General features: G+C 25.7%; 16 protein-coding genes, 3 tRNA genes and 1 pseudogene. 7 read left to right on the forward strand and 13 right to left on the reverse strand.

What is annotated here, in order from left to right; genetic code table 4:
* The 8 genes from AACK97_RS03630 to AACK97_RS03665 form a co-directional block, all read right to left on the reverse strand.
* A tRNA-Tyr gene (locus AACK97_RS03630) sits at nucleotides 1-84 on the reverse strand.
* 10 nt (nucleotides 85-94) lie between these two features.
* Nucleotides 95-170: transfer RNA gene (locus tag AACK97_RS03635), tRNA-Thr, on the reverse strand.
* A 3-nt stretch (nucleotides 171-173) separates the two neighbouring features.
* Nucleotides 174-249 (reverse strand) — tRNA-Val (locus tag AACK97_RS03640).
* 102 nt (nucleotides 250-351) lie between these two features.
* Nucleotides 352-1,632, reverse strand: coding sequence for a glucose-6-phosphate isomerase (locus tag AACK97_RS03645; protein WP_338968864.1), 1,281 nt, complete (start codon nucleotides 1,630-1,632; stop codon nucleotides 352-354).
* A gap of 3 nt (nucleotides 1,633-1,635) precedes the next feature.
* On the reverse strand, nucleotides 1,636-2,040 hold the full coding sequence (locus tag AACK97_RS03650; protein WP_338968865.1) for a S1 RNA-binding domain-containing protein: 405 nt from the start codon (nucleotides 2,038-2,040) through the stop codon (nucleotides 1,636-1,638).
* Nucleotides 2,041-2,175: 135 nt separating this feature from the next.
* Complete coding sequence (locus AACK97_RS03655; protein ID WP_338968866.1) at nucleotides 2,176-2,739, reverse strand: 5-formyltetrahydrofolate cyclo-ligase; 564 nt, start codon at nucleotides 2,737-2,739, stop codon at nucleotides 2,176-2,178.
* 22 nt (nucleotides 2,740-2,761) lie between these two features.
* Nucleotides 2,762-3,175, reverse strand: a complete 414-nt coding sequence (locus tag AACK97_RS03660) for an iron-sulfur cluster assembly scaffold protein (protein ID WP_338968971.1) — start codon at nucleotides 3,173-3,175, stop codon at nucleotides 2,762-2,764.
* Complete coding sequence (locus tag AACK97_RS03665) at nucleotides 3,162-4,382, reverse strand: aminotransferase class V-fold PLP-dependent enzyme (protein WP_338968868.1); 1,221 nt, start codon at nucleotides 4,380-4,382, stop codon at nucleotides 3,162-3,164. The genes AACK97_RS03660 and AACK97_RS03665 overlap by 14 nt, the downstream gene beginning before the upstream one ends.
* A 272-nt stretch (nucleotides 4,383-4,654) precedes the next feature.
* Here AACK97_RS03665 and AACK97_RS03670 point away from each other — a divergent pair, with 272 nt between their 5' ends.
* Genes AACK97_RS03670 through AACK97_RS03680 form a run of 3 tightly spaced genes read left to right on the forward strand, consistent with a single transcriptional unit; the run spans nucleotide 4,655 to nucleotide 8,618 of the window.
* Nucleotides 4,655-6,655 (forward strand): hypothetical protein, encoded by a 2,001-nt coding sequence (locus AACK97_RS03670; protein WP_338968870.1) that lies wholly within the window; start codon nucleotides 4,655-4,657, stop codon nucleotides 6,653-6,655.
* A gap of 1 nt (nucleotide 6,656) precedes the next feature.
* On the forward strand, nucleotides 6,657-8,144 hold the full coding sequence (locus tag AACK97_RS03675; RefSeq protein WP_338968872.1) for a hypothetical protein: 1,488 nt from the start codon (nucleotides 6,657-6,659) through the stop codon (nucleotides 8,142-8,144).
* Nucleotides 8,145-8,201: 57 nt separating this feature from the next.
* Nucleotides 8,202-8,618 carry an HIT family protein gene (locus AACK97_RS03680; RefSeq protein WP_338968874.1) on the forward strand — a complete coding sequence of 139 codons (417 nt, stop codon included), beginning with the start codon at nucleotides 8,202-8,204 and terminating at the stop codon, nucleotides 8,616-8,618.
* A 72-nt stretch (nucleotides 8,619-8,690) separates the two neighbouring features.
* Here the strand turns inward: AACK97_RS03680 and AACK97_RS03685 are convergent, their stop codons facing one another.
* From AACK97_RS03685 to AACK97_RS03700, 4 genes are all read right to left on the reverse strand, one after another.
* Nucleotides 8,691-9,635, reverse strand: a complete 945-nt coding sequence (locus AACK97_RS03685; RefSeq protein ID WP_338967536.1) for an IS30 family transposase — start codon at nucleotides 9,633-9,635, stop codon at nucleotides 8,691-8,693.
* 96 nt (nucleotides 9,636-9,731) lie between these two features.
* Nucleotides 9,732-10,679, reverse strand: a complete 948-nt coding sequence (locus tag AACK97_RS03690) for a 3'-5' exoribonuclease YhaM family protein (RefSeq protein ID WP_338968876.1) — start codon at nucleotides 10,677-10,679, stop codon at nucleotides 9,732-9,734.
* The gene (locus tag AACK97_RS03695) at nucleotides 10,672-12,366 is read right to left on the reverse strand and encodes a phospho-sugar mutase (protein WP_338968878.1); all 1,695 of its coding nucleotides are present in this window, start codon (nucleotides 12,364-12,366) and stop codon (nucleotides 10,672-10,674) included. Before AACK97_RS03695 ends, AACK97_RS03690 begins: the two co-directional genes overlap by 8 nt.
* 98 nt (nucleotides 12,367-12,464) lie before the next feature.
* Nucleotides 12,465-13,409, reverse strand: a complete 945-nt coding sequence (locus AACK97_RS03700) for an IS30 family transposase (protein WP_338968880.1) — start codon at nucleotides 13,407-13,409, stop codon at nucleotides 12,465-12,467.
* Between the two features lie 377 nt (nucleotides 13,410-13,786).
* On the opposite strand from AACK97_RS03700, the gene AACK97_RS03705 reads away from it, so the two are divergent.
* A complete protein-coding gene (locus AACK97_RS03705; RefSeq protein ID WP_338968882.1) occupies nucleotides 13,787-14,518 on the forward strand; it encodes a hypothetical protein in 732 nt (243 codons plus the stop codon).
* Nucleotides 14,519-14,599: 81 nt separating this feature from the next.
* Here AACK97_RS03705 and AACK97_RS03710 read toward each other — a convergent pair whose 3' ends face one another.
* The gene (locus AACK97_RS03710; RefSeq protein ID WP_338966714.1) at nucleotides 14,600-15,544 is read right to left on the reverse strand and encodes an IS30 family transposase; all 945 of its coding nucleotides are present in this window, start codon (nucleotides 15,542-15,544) and stop codon (nucleotides 14,600-14,602) included.
* A gap of 98 nt (nucleotides 15,545-15,642) precedes the next feature.
* On the opposite strand from AACK97_RS03710, the gene AACK97_RS03715 reads away from it, so the two are divergent.
* From AACK97_RS03715 to AACK97_RS07645, 3 genes and pseudogenes are all read left to right on the forward strand, one after another.
* Complete coding sequence (locus AACK97_RS03715; protein ID WP_338968884.1) at nucleotides 15,643-16,011, forward strand: hypothetical protein; 369 nt, start codon at nucleotides 15,643-15,645, stop codon at nucleotides 16,009-16,011.
* A gap of 135 nt (nucleotides 16,012-16,146) precedes the next feature.
* Nucleotides 16,147-17,258, forward strand: a protein-coding gene (locus tag AACK97_RS03720) for an IS3 family transposase (protein WP_338968886.1) whose coding sequence is annotated in 2 segments (ribosomal slippage) — nucleotides 16,147-16,390 and nucleotides 16,390-17,258 — 1,113 coding nt in all. Because the reading frame shifts where the segments join, the coding sequence is not laid out codon by codon here.
* An 18-nt stretch (nucleotides 17,259-17,276) separates the two neighbouring features.
* Nucleotides 17,277-18,207, forward strand: a pseudogene (locus AACK97_RS07645) (IS30 family transposase).
* The last annotated feature ends 6 nt before the right edge of the window (nucleotides 18,208-18,213 follow it).

The following is an 18,213-nucleotide window of genomic DNA, read 5'->3' on the forward strand; positions in this document are numbered from 1 at the left end:
TGGTGGAGGGAGAGGGATTCGAACCCCCGAACCCTAAGGAGTTGGTTTACAGCCAACCGTGTTTAGCCACTTCACTATCCCTCCAAATAATTTATGGTGCTGGCTATAGGAATTGAACCTACGACCTACCGCTTACAAGGCGGTTGCTCTACCTGCTGAGCTAAGCCAGCAAATGGTGGGTTGTGACGGGATTGAACCGCCGACCGCTCGCTTGTAAGGCGAGTGCTCTCCCAGCTGAGCTAACAACCCATTTAATTTAGGACTTTATAATAATATAAAAAAACATTCTCATTGTCAATTATTTTATCTTTAAAAATCCTAAATATAATAATAATTTTAAAGTATTAATTATTAACTCTTACCTAATAACTTAAACATTTTTTTCTTATATACTTCAACACCCGGTTGATTAAAAGGATTAACTTCTAGTAAATAAGCACTCATTGCACAAGCTTTAAAGAAAAAGTACACTAAGTAACCAAACATTATTTCATCCATTGTTTCTAACTCTAAAATAATATTAGGAACTTTCCCCTCATTACTATGCGCATCAATTGTTCCTTCTAAAGCTAAAGCATTAATTTGATGTAAAGAATAATTAGTTAAATAATTCAATTGATCTACATCATCACTATTAGTAGCAATTTTAACATCCAAAGAGGGCTTTTTAACTTGTAAAACTGTTTCAAATAAAACTTTACTTCCCTCTTGAATAAATTGTCCTAAGGAATGTAAATCAGTAGAAAAATTAACACTAGCAGGTAAAATTCCTTTACTATCTTTTCCTTCTGATTCACCAAATAACTGTTTTCATCATTCAGCCAAACTAGACATCTGACTTTCATAACTAACTAACATTTCTACAGGATATTGCTTTTCTTGATGTAATATTGTTCGCACAACAGCATATTTATATGCTTGATTTTCTAAAGTATCATTACTTAAATCTGTATATGCTTGATTAGCTCCCAGCATAACCTTATCAATATCAATTCCGGCCATTGCCATTACAAAAATACCAACAGGCGTTAATACTGAAAATCTACCACCAATATCATCAGGAATAACTAAAGTTTCATAACCTTCTTGATTTGCTAAGTTTTTTAAAATCCCATTTTTAGCATCAGTCGTAGCAATAATCCTTGTTTTAGCAATTGCTTTACCTTTTTGTTGCTCTAATAAATCTCTAAAAAGACGAAAAGCAATCGCTGGTTCGGTTGTACTTCCGGATTTAGAAATAACATTAATAGCAAATTCTTTATCCTTAACATATTCTAAAACTTGATTAGTATATGTTGATGATAATGTATTACCAACAAATATTATTTCTAATGAATCTTGGGAATATAATCCTTTAATCATATCAATAGCTGCTTTAGCGCCTAAATAAGAACCACCAATACCAATAACAATTAAAACTTGAATTTCAGGAATTAATCGTTTAGCAATGACTTTCATCGCCTCTCATTCAGTTTTATTATAATTTTTTGGCAAATCAACTCAACCTAAAAAATTACTGCCAAGACCTTTCCTTTCAGTAATCATTGTTTTATGAATTGAATGAATTTTATCTTGATATTTATTAAGTTCTTGATCTGTTAAGTGTGTATAACTAATATTTGTTTTAATCATCTATTATTCGTCACTTTCACTGATTTGTTCACTATTATCAATTCATTGCGATAAGTTATTAGATAAATCTTCAAATCCTGCTCCTGATTCTTTAATATGTACGGACCCACGATTTTGTTCTTCTTTATGAAGTGCTTTATGACTTAAACTTAGTTGCTTTTTATCAACATCAAAATTTAACACTTCTAAGCGATAAACTTTTTCAACTTCTGCAAATTCATTAATATCTTTAACATATCCATCAGAAAACTGACTAATATGACACATCCCAGTTACTCGCTCTGGCTTTGACTGTGAAGAAGTACTGTCTTCATTAACGTTATCAACGATGTTTTCAATAACATAAAATACACCTCATGGTAAAACAGCAGTACACTTTGCTTCAACAATGTCACCTTTTTTATACATAAAATCTCTCCTTTGATTTCAGTAAATATTTTCATATATTCACATGATATCTAATTATAACATTGAGAAAAATAAATATTCATTTTTATTTGCAAAAAATTTACTTTTTATAAAAAATATAAATATCTTTAAAAATTAAAATTTTTCAATTCCAATTTCCGTTATTACTTGATGCATTAAAATATCATTTTTATCAACTGTTATTTCTTCTATAGTTTTTTGTCAACTATAACCAATTCCAATAATTGGATTTTTAAAATCTACTAAAGTTCGGTCATAATATCCTTTCCCATAACCAACCCTAGCGCCGCTACTATCATACGCTAAAAACGGTAAAAAACAAATATTAATTTCCGAAGTCATTAACATTTTACATTGCAAATTAGGTTGTAAAATATTGTAATTATTATCAATTACTAAATCATCAAAACTAGTAATTTGATAAAATAATAAAGAATTATCATCTTGCATTCTTGGTAACCCAACAATCTTGTCATTATTAAAACAAAAACTAATTAAAAGATTAACATTAACTTCTCCCCTAATAGGTGAAAATAAACCAATTATTTTTGCTTTTTGAAAATCGTCATTATTAGTAATAAAATTAATAATTTTTTGATCATATTGTTCTTTATCATCTTTTACCATTGCTAATCTTACTTTTAAAGCTGATTTTCGTAATAAATGTTTATCAAACATCTAAGCACCTCCTTATAATTTATTATAACATCATTAAAAATCCACTACTTGCTAATAATGAGCACTGCTTACGATTTGGTTGCTTTTTAGTATGAGCAAATACAATTAAGTCTTCTAAAATATCACTATCATAATCTTTAATATTAATCATTAATGAATAATTATTTAAAATTGCTATTGCTTGATATTTTGATTTATTAGTAATAGTTTGACAAATCAAGTCAGCACTAGAAGTTGCAATTGCACAAGCATAACCCATAAACCGAGCTGAGACAATAACATCATTGATAACTACTAACTGTAAATTTAACTGATCAGCACAACTTAAATTAGGTTGCAATCGCTCAATTGCTTGGTTATGTTTAATAAAACCTTGATACTGAGGATTTTGATAATGATTAATAATTATCTTTCTTCATTCATTATAAGAAATCATCAATAAAATTACCTCCTGTTTTTAATGCGATAATTAATTTATCAACATCTTCTTTAGTATTATAAATATAAAAACTAGCTCGTAATGAACTTTTAACACCAAGTACTTGATCAATTAAACTAGCACAATGACTACCACTGCGAAGACAAATATTGTGGTTATTAGCTAAATTAACTGATACATCGTGGGCAACAACATTATTAACATTAAAAACTAAAATGCCACTTTTAGCATTAGGATTATAAATTGTTACATTTAAATTTTCCCTTCGTATTTCATTAACAGCATAATCTTTTAAACTAGTAATATGGTTATGAATTGTTTCTAAACCAATATTTTGTAAATACTTAATCGCTTCTTGTAAACCAAAAATACCAGCAATATTTTGCGTTCCTGATTCAAAACTCATATATCCTTGTAGTAAAGAATATGTTCCATTCTCATTAATAATACCATTATTACCGCCGCCTAATAACATTGGTGCTAATTTAGATAACATCATATTTTTTCCTCATAAAATACCAATACCCGTTGGCCCTAACATCTTATGACCAGAAAATACTAAAAAATCAATATCTCAATCTTGAACATCAGTTTTAATATGACCAACTGATTGAGCACCATCAATAATAACAATAATGTTAGGATTATATTGTTTAATTGCTTGACAAATCGCTTTAGTATCATTAACAGTTCCTAAAACATTACTTATATTTGCAAAACTAACAATTTTAGTTTTCGGTGTTAATATTTTTTTAATATTAGTAATAGTAATCGTTAAATCTTCCAAACCAATATATTTAATCTTTGCTTGTTTAGTTTTTGCTAAACGATACCAAGGTAATAAATTAGAACTATGTTCAGCCATTGTTAATAAAATCTCATCATCCTTAGAAATTAATGTTTCTAACCCTAAAGCCAATTGATTTAATCCAAAAGTAGTTGAAGGAATAAAGATAATCTCACTATCCTTACCATTAATAAATTCAGCAACTAGTTTACGAATTTTTTGAATATTCTCATTACAATCATAGGCTAGTAAAAAATCAGTATTATGAGGATTAGTAGAATATTTTAAATAATAATTAATAATATTGTCAATAACACATTGTGGTTTTAAACTAGTAGCACTATTATCTAAATAAACAATATTTTTATTTTTCTGAAAAAAGGGAAAATCTTTCTTAATATTTTTTATATCTGTCATTAATTAATTTCTTCCTTTCTATCTTTAACTATTTTAATAATTCATTTAATTATTGTCTATCTACAAATATTAGATATAAGAATTTTTAATAACTTTAAGAAATTATTATTTAATTAACTACTAGTATATTTTACCTAATTTAGGCGATAATTGCTATCCTTAACATAAAGTGCCCGTATTTTAGAAATTACATTTTTACTATATAGTGTATAATATGTATTGTAAAATTAAATATTTTATGAAAACTAATATTTAAGGAGTGATTGAGATTAATGAAGAAAAAGATAGTTTTACCATTTGCTTTGGTGTTATCAATAAGTCCAATAATGACATCAGCAGCTTGCTCCAATAAATGAGAATTTATTGGTGATGATGGTTCGCAAGTACTTCTTGACCTTCCAACATTAAAATTTAAAGAATTAGATGATTTTTCAGGAAAATTAGATCGAATTACAATTGATCAACTTTTCAATAATTTCATTAACAATAATGAAATTAAAAAAGAACAATTTGTTGAGTTTACTAAACGCTTACAACTATCTGTTCTTAAAAGCAAAAAAAATGATCCGATATTTAAAAAAAGTTACGATAATATGATGACTAATTTAAATACTTATATTGAAGGAACTTTACATAAACAATGAGGAAATAATAAAACCAAAGAAGAAGCTAAAGAATATAAAAAATGAGGCGGTCCAGAAGGATTTAAAGATCATTTATTATTAGATAATTCTACTCCCAATAATGTTTATGAAACTTTTCGAAAAAAATTTATTAATGACTTTCAAATTGATTATGATCGCTATAGTATGGAGCAAATTAAAAGAATTGCCAATGATTTAATAAAGAAAATCAACAGCGATGGTGATAATTTTAACATTGATTTATGATATGGTAGTAAAACCGAAACCGAAACTCGGAACCGAGCATTAAGAAAAGCATATGAACTTAATGATAATAATGAATTAAAAGAAAAAATTAAAAGTCTTTTCAATACTTTTGCTATCAAGCCAGAAAATCTTGTTAAATTTGATGAGAGCAATAAGGTAATGATGAACCCTGATGCTCAACAATCAAATAAATTAAGTAAAGAGCAAAAATTTATTGCCGAACAATGATACTTTAATTTAAAACCGTTATTAGTTTCTCAAATTAATTTTAAATATGATGGTAAAGACAAAAATGGTTTAGAAGATGGCATTGAAGCAAAAGATTTTGATGAAAATAAGAATTTAAAAAACATTAATGATTTTTTAAGTGATGCTAAAAGTAAATCTTTTGAACAATTGGCTGGTTTGTATAGCGATGATAACAAAACAACCTTTGGTCAATTACCTAATTTATTAACTTTAGATAGTTCTAATGATAAATTTAGTCCAATATTTAAAGCAGCAACTTATGATTTAGCATACGATGGTACTGATGGCGGAAGTATCCCAACTGATTTTAATGCCCTTTTAAAGGATTTAAATGACGAACGAAAAGATAGCAACAAAAATATTATTTTTAAAAAAATTAAAATTGGTACTGATAAAGTTGTTTTTATTGCTGATACGAATGAAGTGCGTTTTATTAAAATTAATGGTTATGACAAGTTACGAAAAGGTTATGATGCTGATGGTGATATTGGCGAAAATCAAGAAAGTGACGGCAAATATCCGGCAATAACTTCAGATGAAAATATGCGTCTTGCTAAAACTCCCTATTTACAATATTTATTTGATGAATTTAAAAAACGCGTTGATGATAATCCTCAAAGTGAAAGTTCTGGTTTTAATCCTTTGAATGAAATTAAAACTTATACTGATTTTTCCCAAAATAATATTGACAATAATGAAAACTGATGATTTTGATTTTGAGATATGATGGCGTGATTAGAACGAGATGATGATAAACCAAATAATGAATGATATAAAGAATATATTGAATTTGACCAAGATAAATGAAGTGCTATTTTAGGTAAAATATTTAAAACTTCTCGTTCATCACTTTTAGGAACTAAAATTAATATTTTAAGTAAAAATCTAAATGATGAAAATGATGCCATTAATAAGATTCCTAATAAAAATCAAACTATTGGAGCGTTAATTGATGTTAATACAGTTATTAATGATAACTTTATGAATAATAAAGATAACTTATGAACTATTAAAGCGATTACTCCCCCAACTCCTCCTATTAAACCTAAAAACAATCATTCTTCAAAAGGGAACCTTTATTCATCAACAGAAATTAGTAACTACTGATTAGCATTAGAAAAGGAGAAACATTAAGATGCAAATACTAAAGAAATTAGTCAGTTTCACGAGTACAATTTTAATATCTTCATCTCCTATTGTAACTGTTATTGCTTGTAGTAAATCTAAAGACCGCATTGATAGTAATATATCTGAAAAAACTCAAGAAGAACAATTTATTAAATTATTAGAAATAACCGATAAAAATAATATTACTGGAAAAGCATTATTTGATAAATTTAAAGGTAAGATTAGTGAATATGGTTTTAATGCTATTAAAGAGATTATTGCTCGTAATGAATTTGTTACGATATATGCGAAAATGCGAGGCAAAAAAATTGAAAACTTATCTGAGACAGAAATTACCAATTATTTGCAACAATTTGATAACCTTTGAAACCAAATAGCAGGTGATAAATTATATCAAGAATACTTAAAAGCAAGATTAAATAATAGTTTCTTAGAAGCAACAGTTACTAAACAAGGATACGACATTAAGCAATCAGCGGAATGGCATATTTTAGGAACTTGAGATGAAGAAAAAGATGAGGCCTATACTGATACAATTCAACCAAGCATTAATGATTTAATGACAGCCGAAATCACAAGCACCAACAATGAAACCATAAATTATAAAGTTAAAGTTCGTGAACGATTTGCTGATTACTATAATGCACAAATTAAACCTACTATTCTTGATAATTTAATGACAATGACTTGATTACAAGATCGGATTTTTGAATTAAAAAAAGATGGTAATTATTCATTGCCAATAAGTTGAACTGTTCCTAAAAATGTACAAACATTTGATTCAGGTAATGTTTGAGATAGTAAAATAAAAATGGTTTGAGAAGTAAAAGTTAAAAAGGAAAATGAAGCAAATTTACCTAACGATGATGTTGTGTTAATTCCTGATAATGATACTTTCAAAAATAAATTTAAACCTGATAATAATGAAATCAAAACAATTTTTGATCCAATATTTAATATGGCCGGTTTTCGTGGTTTTGTTGCTTATGGTAATGATAATAATCCTTATGGTGATAACACAATGGAAGATTTTTATAAAGAACAAGTGAAAGAGAGACAAATTGTTGGCTTTGCTAGCAGTAAAGCTCCTAACGATTCTGAAATAAATAAATTTTATACTGAAGACCGTCGTTATGTATCTAAAATTTATGTTCTCCCAATTTTTGTCACTGATTTGTTTAAAGGTTATAAAATTGATGATGATAAAGAAATTCAAATTGATAATGGGATAGAATTTGAGTGAAAAAATAATACTAATAAAACGGGAACTAAAAAAAATAGCGCCCGCAATAATACGGGAATGCAAAATCTTCCTAATAATCAAAAAACATCATTAATTAATGAATTATTATTTACAATTTCCAAAGATGATAATTTAAAAAAGAATGCTAGTCAATATTTATATACAAAATACATTGTAACTAAGAAAAATATTTACGATAAAAAGATATGAGAAGATTTATCTACTTATTTCCAAGATGAAGAAGATGATTAATTTACAAAAAAAGAGAACAGTTAACTGTTCTCTTTTTTAAACAAGGAGGATTATTAAATGAATGAACAATCTTGTTTATTTTGCAAAATAATTTTGCACGAAATTCCTAGTCATATAATTTATGAAGATGAACATACAATTGCCTTTTTAGACATTATGCCTCTTGACAAAGGACACACCCTAGTTATCCCTAAAATTCATAGTACAAATTTTATTAATACTAATGACGACATCATTTCTTTTGTTAATATTACTGCTAAAAAAGTCGCTCAGCAAATTGAAATGCAACTTAATACTTCAGCATTTAATTTTATTTCTAATAATGGTATTCTTGCTGGACAAACTATTGAACATTATCATTTACATATTATCCCTAAATATTCTTCCCACAGTGGTTTACAATTACCAAAAAGTCAAATCGTTGTTGACAGTAAAAAACTAACAGCATTAGAAAAAAAACTTAAATTTAATTAAAAAAGAATTCCTAGATTTGTTAGGAATTCTTTTTTAATAAACCTGAATTGTAAATATAAATGGGACAGTTTTTTAAAATAATTGTATTAAATCTATTGGTCTTTTATAAGATAATGATTTTCTGGGTGTAGAATTAATTTGAAATGCTATAGAATTTAAGTCTTTTTGTTTATATGAAGATAAATCAGTAGATTTTGGTAAATATCTTCTTAAAATACCATTATTGTTTTCATTTAAACCTCTTTGACAAGGTTTTCCGGCATCTGCAAAATAAATTTTAACATTACAATTTTTTTCAATTAATTTTCATTTACTAAATTCTTTACCACGATCAAAAGTAATAGTTTTAATTGTTCCTGGTATTAATTTTGAAATAAATTTTATTATACTTTGTGTAATACTTTCTGCTTTATGATTTTTAGTTTTCAAAGGAATTGTGGTTTTTGATCATAGATCAGCTAAAGTAATAATAGAACTTTTATGATCTTTACCAACGATAGTATCTCCCTCTAAATGGCCAAATTCTTGTATATTTTTAATATTTGGAATTATTAAATTTCTTTCATGAATAGATTTACAATTATTAATTCTGCCCCTAGTTTCTTTTTGTTTATGAGGTTTATTTTTGCCTTTTCTCAATAAATTTTTTTCATCAAAACCCATTCGATTTGTTTTAAACATGTTATATAAAGTTTTTGTTGAAATATTTTTTATTTTATTTTTCTTTAAAAAATCAGCAATTATATCAAGAGCATAATTTTTAGTAATTAACAAATGATTGATAGTATTAATTTCTGTTAAAGTTAAAATTATTAATTTTCTACCTGCATTTTGTTTATTTTTTTGAACTTGATTCAATATTTCTAATGGTAATAAGTTTTGATTTAATAATTTACAAACTCTGTGTACAGTTGATTTACTATAATCAATTGCTTTTGCTATTTTACGAATAGAAAATCCATAACTTTTATATTCTTTTATTGCTATTATTGATTCAATAGTCAGATACTTATACATTGTGCTAATTCCTTTCTTTTCTTAATTATAGAATTAACACAATTTGTTTTTTATATAAGTGTCCTTTTTAATTTTACATTTCAGGTAATTAATTATTTAATTTTCACTGTTAAAATAATTGTGACGATAAAAACTACGATTTTCTAGTCCGCCAATGCGTTGTGAAAAAGCTTCATTTTCAATTTGTTCTAAACCACTATCAATCGCATAAATTCTCGCATCTAAATTATCAATATGATGCAAAATTTCTGCTTCCATAATTTGTGGTAAAACTGGCGAACCATATTCATTTTTACCATGACTTGCTAAAATCATATGTTGTAATAAAACTACTTGTTGCATATCTAATTGTAATTTCTCGCCAATGGTAGCAATTTCACCAGCCATAATTGAAATATGTCCTATTAATTTACCTTGCACACTATATTCAACTGTTAAATCACCTTGTAATTCTTTAGTTTTTCCCATATCATGTAAAATAATTCCCACATATAATAAACTTTTATTAATTTTACGATCATTATAAATTTCACAAATCGCTTTTGCTGTTTGTAACATAGTTAGTGTATGTCACATTAATCCCGAATGAATATTATGATGATGTCTAACCGCTGCTGGAGAAATTTTAAAACGATCTTGTTGCGTCTTTAAAATTTCTTCAACAATTTGTTTTCAAACATTATTTTTAATCTCCCCAATAAACTCATTAATTTGTTCTCACATTAAACTTTCACTAACTGGAGCACTTTTAACAAACAAATTAAGATCTGCTTCTTGTAAAGGAATAATTTCATAATTATTAATTTTAACTTGTAAACTTCTTTGATATTCTGAAACTAAACCATTAATTTCAACAATTACTCCTGCTTGTAATCTAATTGCATCTTCGCGTTGTGAATTTCATAAGCGGGCTTCAATAAGTCCTGTTTTATCTTTTAAAGTTACTGTTAAATATGTTGCTCCATTATTTGCTGTTCCTTGATTAACTTTTTCAACTAAGAATTTATCAAGAACATTACTATTTGCTTTTAAATCTTTAATCATCTAATTTCCCTTTCTTTAAATGTAAATAATTTTTTTCTAAATCGGAAAACATTAATTCCATTTTTATTTTTGCTGTTTTCACTGATTTATCAACACAAACAAAATAAAATTTAATTTTTGGTTCGGTACCACTAGCTCTTATTGCCAACCACGAACCATCATTAAAATAAAATTTTAATAAATCTTGGGGAGGCATATTATATAAACCTTGCAAATAATCTTCTTTTTTTGCTAATTTAATATTATTTAAACTAACAATTGAATCTTTTCTTAACTTTGCTAAAATCGTCTTAATCGCTTTTTGCCCACTAGTACCTTTTAAAACAACATTAACCGTATTAAAGTAAAAATATCCATATTTTTGATAAATATCTTCTAAAACATCTACCAATGACTTATTTTGTTGGCGATAATAATTGCAAGCCTCAGCAACAACCATTGCTGCGGCAATACCATCTTTATCACGAGTTAAATCTTTAACAACATAACCATATGCTTCTTCAAAACCAAAAACAAAATTTATATTCCGTGTCTTTTCTTTTGCCATTTCATTACCAATTCATTTAAAACCAGTTAATGTTTTAATAACTTCACAACCATAAGATTTTGCTACCAAATCACTTAAATGACCAGTAACAAAAGTATTATACATTACTGGATTAGATGGCATAATTTTTTGCTGTTGATAATGACTTAATAAGTATTCTAACAAAATTGGTGCTGTTTCATTACCATTTAATAAAATATACTCATTATGATATAAAACTGCAATGCCAATTCTGTCACTATCAGGGTCATTAATAATAATTAAGTCAGCATTATTTTTCTTAGCATATTTAATAGCTAATGTAAAAGATTCAGCAACTTCGGGATTAGGTGATGGTGTATTACTAAAATTAGGATCAAAATCTCATTGTTCTTTAACAGGAATAACTTGATAATTACTACTTTGTAAAACATTCATTACTCAATCACGACTAGTACCGTGCTGATTAGAAAAAACTATCTTAATATCCTTTTGTTCATTAGGATAAAATTGTAATGCTTTAACATCTTTAATATATTCTTCTTCAACAATAATCGGAACAGTTTTTATTAATTGTTTTTGAATTGGTTTTAGTAACTTAAAGACATCCTCAATAGCAATATTTTCCATATTATTACCAACTTCATCAGTAACAACTGGTAAAAATTGACAACCATTTTCATCATAAATTTTAAAACCATTATATTCAGGCGGATTATGGCTAGCAGTAATTACAGCACCAGCTAAAGCATTTAATTTTCTCACACTATATGATAATAATGGTGTTGGTCGTAAATCATTATTAGTAAATAAGTATACAGGAATACTATAACTAGTAAAAATATTAGCTACTTCTTGACTAAATTCTAATGAATAATGACGATTATCATGAGCAATAACAATTCCTTTTTGTAATTCATCCATTTCATAATGTTTTTGTAAATATTGGATAAAAGCAATTGTTGCCTTCCTAATATTATAAATATTCATTCTGGCAATTCCAGGTCCCATAATCCCACGAATTCCTGCTGTACCAAAACTTAATGAATTACTAAAAGCATCAATAATTTCTTTTTCATTCATTGCAATTAACTGCTCTCTTAATTGTGGTTCTAAATCATTTTTATTTAATCATTTTTGGTATTCTTTTTGATACGCCATATTTTCCTCCTATTAATTGTTAATCCTTATTAATTTTACTATAAATTTAAAGTAATATCTTATTTTTAATTTATGCCAAATTGTAAAGTTAAGTGCAACTAAATTATTTTTCTAACCAAATATTCGATTGGCGAAAGATAATTTAGTATTTTTCTTGGTCTTTGGTTTAAAGACAATATAAATTTATGAACTGCATTTTTAGTAGTGTTTGAAAAATTAAATTTTTTAGGAAATTTTTCTCTAATTAAACCATTAGTATTTTCATTAGTACCTCTTTGTCAAGGTGAATATGCATCAGCAAAATAAATTTTCACATTTAAATTTTTTTCAAGTTGTTGTCAATTAGCAAATTCTTTACCCCTATCAAATGTTATAGTCTTAACAAGATTATTTGGAAGAATTGATAAATAATGACTAATATTTTTGTTAATAACTTTAGTAGTTCTATTTTCAACTAATATTGCTAAAGTAAATTTTGATGTTCTTTCAACTAAAGTTATTAAACATGATTTACTTTTACCTCGTGATGATACTACAGTATCACCTTCTCAATGGCCAAGAGTTATGCGATTATTAACATTTCGTTCTTTAATGGATTTACCATTAAATTTACCCCGATTTTCTTGAGATTTTCGTTTCTTACCTTTTCTTCTTAAATTTTTACTAGTAACCTTTTCAAGTAATCCAGAATAAATTCAATTGTAAATTGTTTTAAAACTAATAATTCATTCTTGATGAAAATTTTTAATTCTGCCATAAATTTGTTCAGGCGATCAACCTAATAATAATTTTTGTTGTACATATTTTACTAATTCTCTATTTTTAAATTTATGAAAATAAACATGTAATTGTTTTCTATTTTCTGCTTTATTTTGTGCAATTAATGAAAAATAATGATTATTATCTTTATTTCTATTAACTTCTCGATTAATAGTACTAATACTTCGATTAAGATTTTTAGCTATTTCACTAATTTTTACTTTAAATTTCAATTGATTCTCAATATAAATTCTTTCATCTATGCCAAGATGTTTGTATCCCATATAAAAACTCCTTAAATTTACTTTTTCTAAAATAAACTTAGCATCATGAAATTTTTATATGAAATCTTTTGCAATTTTATTTACTTGCACTTACAAGTATAATTCAGCTATTTTAATGCCGAGGCTTTAATACCATTACATATTTATACTTATAAAGAAGATAAAGAACAAGATATGCTTCCAATTTCTGTAAAAGTTAAACAAAAAGAAACAACTTCTAAAGTTGAAGATTTTGTGAAATCTGCAATTGTGAGTGGTATTACCGCAGGGGGGGGAGTTTATTATTAATTAAAGAAAAAATTAAAGCATTAAGTTTAAGTGGTATTGCTAATGGATTAAGACAATTTTCTTCTTTTGCCAGCATCAATAGTTTAAATATGTATAATGATTTTAATTCAATTGACGATATTAGTTCTGTTAGTAGTATGGATTATGATATTTTTACTGAATTAACGACAATCCTACCTAGTAGGTCAAGTAGTGAACAAACTTTTTTTGAAACAACAATTAACAGTTCTGAAGCACCACTAAATTTTTTAAAGCAAACTGTTAATGAATGAGTACAATATGTAAAATTGAAACAACAATCAATGCCTTTTAAAAAACAGTTATATTTTAGTTCGGTTGTTAATAGTGAGTTATTAAATAAGTATTTTCAAAGTTTAACAATTAAGGAATTTAATCATAATTTATCTTATTTAAGATGAGGTCTTTTTGATCGCTATCGGATCGGTAAATTAATTGATATTAATAGTAATTTTCAAGTGAATATTCCTTTAAAAAATTATAAATTTTTACCACCAAGTTTAAATATGATTACTAAATTTAAAAGTGCTATTGCTAATGCATTTAAATCGTTAGTGTTGAGATTGGAATATATTGATACTATTAGTAATATATCGCAAGAACAAGGTAGTGAATTATTAAAAAGAATTTTATGACATTATTTGGATAGTGGAACAATCAAAATTGATAATGAGATTCATTATTTTAGTTCGGATTCCTTTTGAATTCAATTATATAATCTTACAAACAATAAATTATTAGTTTATTTAAATCATTTTCTATTTATGGAACCTTTAAAATTAGAATTTAGTTTATACAATTAGGAGGTTATTATTAATGCAAAAATCAATAAAATTATGGTTTGTTTTAATTACCTGAATTGTAAATATAAATGGGACAGTTTTTTAAAATAATTGTATTAAATCTATTGGTCTTTTATAAGATAATGATTTTCTGGGTGTAGAATTAATTTGAAATGCTATAGAATTTAAGTCTTTTTGTTTATATGAAGATAAATCAGTAGATTTTGGTAAATATCTTCTTAAAATACCATTATTGTTCTCATTTAAACCTCTTTGACAAGGTTTTCCGGCATCTGCAAAATAAATTTTAACATTACAATTTTTTTCAATTAATTTTCATTTACTAAATTCTTTACCACGATCAAAAGTAATAGTTTTAATTGTTCCTGGTATTAATTTTGAAATAAATTTTATTATACTTTGTGTAATACTTTCTGCTTTATGATTTTTAGTTTTCAAAGGAATTGTGGTTTTTGATCATATATCAGCTAAAGTAATAATAGAACTTTTATGATCTTTACCAACGATAGTATCTCCCTCTAAATGGCCAAATTCTTGTATATTTTTAATATTTGGAATGATTAAATTTCTTTCATGAATAGATTTACAATTATTAATTCTGCCCCTAGTTTCTTTTTGTTTATGAGGTTTATTTTTGCCTTTTCTCAATAAATTTTTTTCATCAAAACCCATTCGATTTGTTTTAAACATGTTATATAAAGTTTTTGTTGAAATATTTTTTATTTTATTTTTCTTTAAAAAATCAGCAATTATATCAAGAGCATAATTTTTAGTAATTAACAAATGATTGATAGTATTAATTTCTGTTAAAGTTAAAATTATTAATTTTCTACCTGCATTTTGTTTATTTTTTTGAACTTGATTCAATATTTCTAATGGTAATAAGTTTTGATTTAATAATTTACAAACTCTGTGTACAGTTGATTTACTATAATCAATTGCTTTTGCTATTTTACGAATAGAAAATCCATAACTTTTATATTCTTTTATTGCTATTATTGATTCAATAGTCAGATACTTATACATTGTGCTAATTCCTTTTTTTTCTTAATTATAGAATTAACACAATTTGTTTTTTATATAAGTGTCCTTTTTAATTTTACATTTCAGGTATTATTATGAGTATGTTTCATAGTAATATTAGTATTTACCAAGTTAATTATCAGTCAAATGCTACACATATTTTGAAATATAATGATGAAAATGTTTGAGGACAGATTGAAAATTTTTTTAATAAAATTCATAATTTATATCTTATTGGTGAGCAGTTAGAAACAGAAATTGAAAATAATATTGCTCAAAAATTAAAAAATATTGCTACAAATATTGAAGTTATTAAAAATAATCATCCAAGAAAAATTACTAATATATGTGACTCAACAAATAAGTGTCAATTAGTAATGAAAATTCAATTTCAGAATGTTACTAGAAATTTTATTTACCTGAAATGTAAAATTAAAAAGGACACTTATATAAAAAACAAATTGTGTTAATTCTATAATTAAGAAAAAAAAGGAATTAGCACAATGTATAAGTATCTGACTATTGAATCAATTGGATAGGCTACAATAAGTTGGACCATAATTATATAGACTTCAAAATTATTAAGAAAGAAGGAATATATAAAAATGGGAAATAAAACCTCATACTCTGAAGAATTTAAAAAACAAATTGTAATGCTATACAAAAATGACAAAAGTGTTATTAATTTAGGGAAAGAATATAATTTACCAAAACCAACTATTTATAGTTGAATTAAAAATTATAATAATTCTGGGTCATTTAAAGCAAAAGATAATCGCACTGTCGAAGAAAATGAATTAATTTACTTGCGAAAAGAAAACCAACAATTACGAATGGAAAATGACATTTTAAAGCAAGCAGCACTGATAATCGGGAAAAAATAACAATAATTAATAACAATAAAAATAAATATTCAGTGAGGAAAATATGTAAGATTTTAGGTTTACTAAAATCAACATATTATTATCAAACTAATAAATGCACCAAGTTTGATGTTAATAATTATGAACAAGAAGTTATCAGTGCATTTAATAAAAGTCGCAAGATTTATGGTGCTCGTAAAATTAAAGCTGTTTTAATAAGAAAAAATATCATTTTATCACGACGAAAAATCCGATTCATTATGATCAAAAATAATTTGGTTTCTAAATACACCAAGTTAAAATATTGTAATCATAAAAAAACAGTTAATAATGACGAAATTAATAATGTTTTAAATCGTCAATTTAATGACAAAAAACCAAATGAAGTTGTTGTTAGTGATTTAACATATGTTCAAGTTGGCACTAAATGACATTATATTTGTTTATTAATTGACTTGTTTAATCGCGAAGTAATTGGCTATAGTGCTGGATCAAATAAAACTGCTGAATTAGTTCAACAAGCTTTTCACAAGATAACACGACCATTAAATAAAATAACTTTATTTCATACTGAACGTGGTAATGAGTTTAAAAATAAAATTATTGATGAAATTTTAATAACCTTTAAAATTAAAAGATCATTAAGCTCCAAAGGATGCCCATATGATAATGCTGTTGCTGAAGCAACTTACAAAACCTTTAAAACCGAATTTATTAACGGTAAAAAATTTGCAAACTTAACACAACTAAAATGCGAACTATTTGATTTTGTTAATTGATATAACAATATTCGAATTCATGGCAGTTTAAATTATTTAACTCCCGTTGAATTTAGAAAATACCAGTCTACATAAAAAGTGTCCTAAAAAGGGTTGCCAATCCAAATAATAGCAATAAAAGAATATAAAAGTTATGGATTTTCTATTCGTAAAATAGCAAAAGCAATTGATTATAGTAAATCAACTGTACACAGAGTTTGTAAATTATTAAATCAAAACTTATTACCATTAGAAATATTGAATCAAGTTCAAAAAAATAAACAAAATGCAGGTAGAAAATTAATAATTTTAACTTTAACAGAAATTAATACTATCAATCATTTGTTAATTACTAAAAATTATGCTCTTGATATAATTGCTGATTTTTTAAAGAAAAATAAAATAAAAAATATTTCAACAAAAACTTTATATAACATGTTTAAAACAAATCGAATGGGTTTTGATGAAAAAAATTTATTGAGAAAAGGCAAAAATAAACCTCATAAACAAAAAGAAACTAGGGGCAGAATTAATAATTGTAAATCTATTCATGAAAGAAATTTAATCATTCCAAATATTAAAAAATATACAAGAATTTGGCCATTTAGAGGGAGATACTATCGTTGGTAAAGATCATAAAAGTTCTATTATTACTTTAGCTGATATATGATCAAAAACCACAATTCCTTTGAAAACTAAAAATCATAAAGCAGAAAGTATTACACAAAGTATAATAAAATTTATTTCAAAATTAATACCAGGAACAATTAAAACTATTACTTTTGATCGTGGTAAAGAATTTAGTAAATGAAAATTAATTGAAAAAAATTGTAATGTTAAAATTTATTTTGCAGATGCCGGAAAACCTTGTCAAAGAGGTTTAAATGAGAACAATAATGGTATTTTAAGAAGATATTTACCAAAATCTACTGATTTATCTTCATATAAACAAAAAGACTTAAATTCTATAGCATTTCAAATTAATTCTACACCCAGAAAATCATTATCTTATAAAAGACCAATAGATTTAATACAATTATTTTAAAAAACT

This window comes from Spiroplasma endosymbiont of Lonchoptera lutea, from assembly GCF_964019715.1.
GTDB lineage: Bacteria > Bacillota_I > Bacilli_A > Mycoplasmatales > Nriv7 > Nriv7.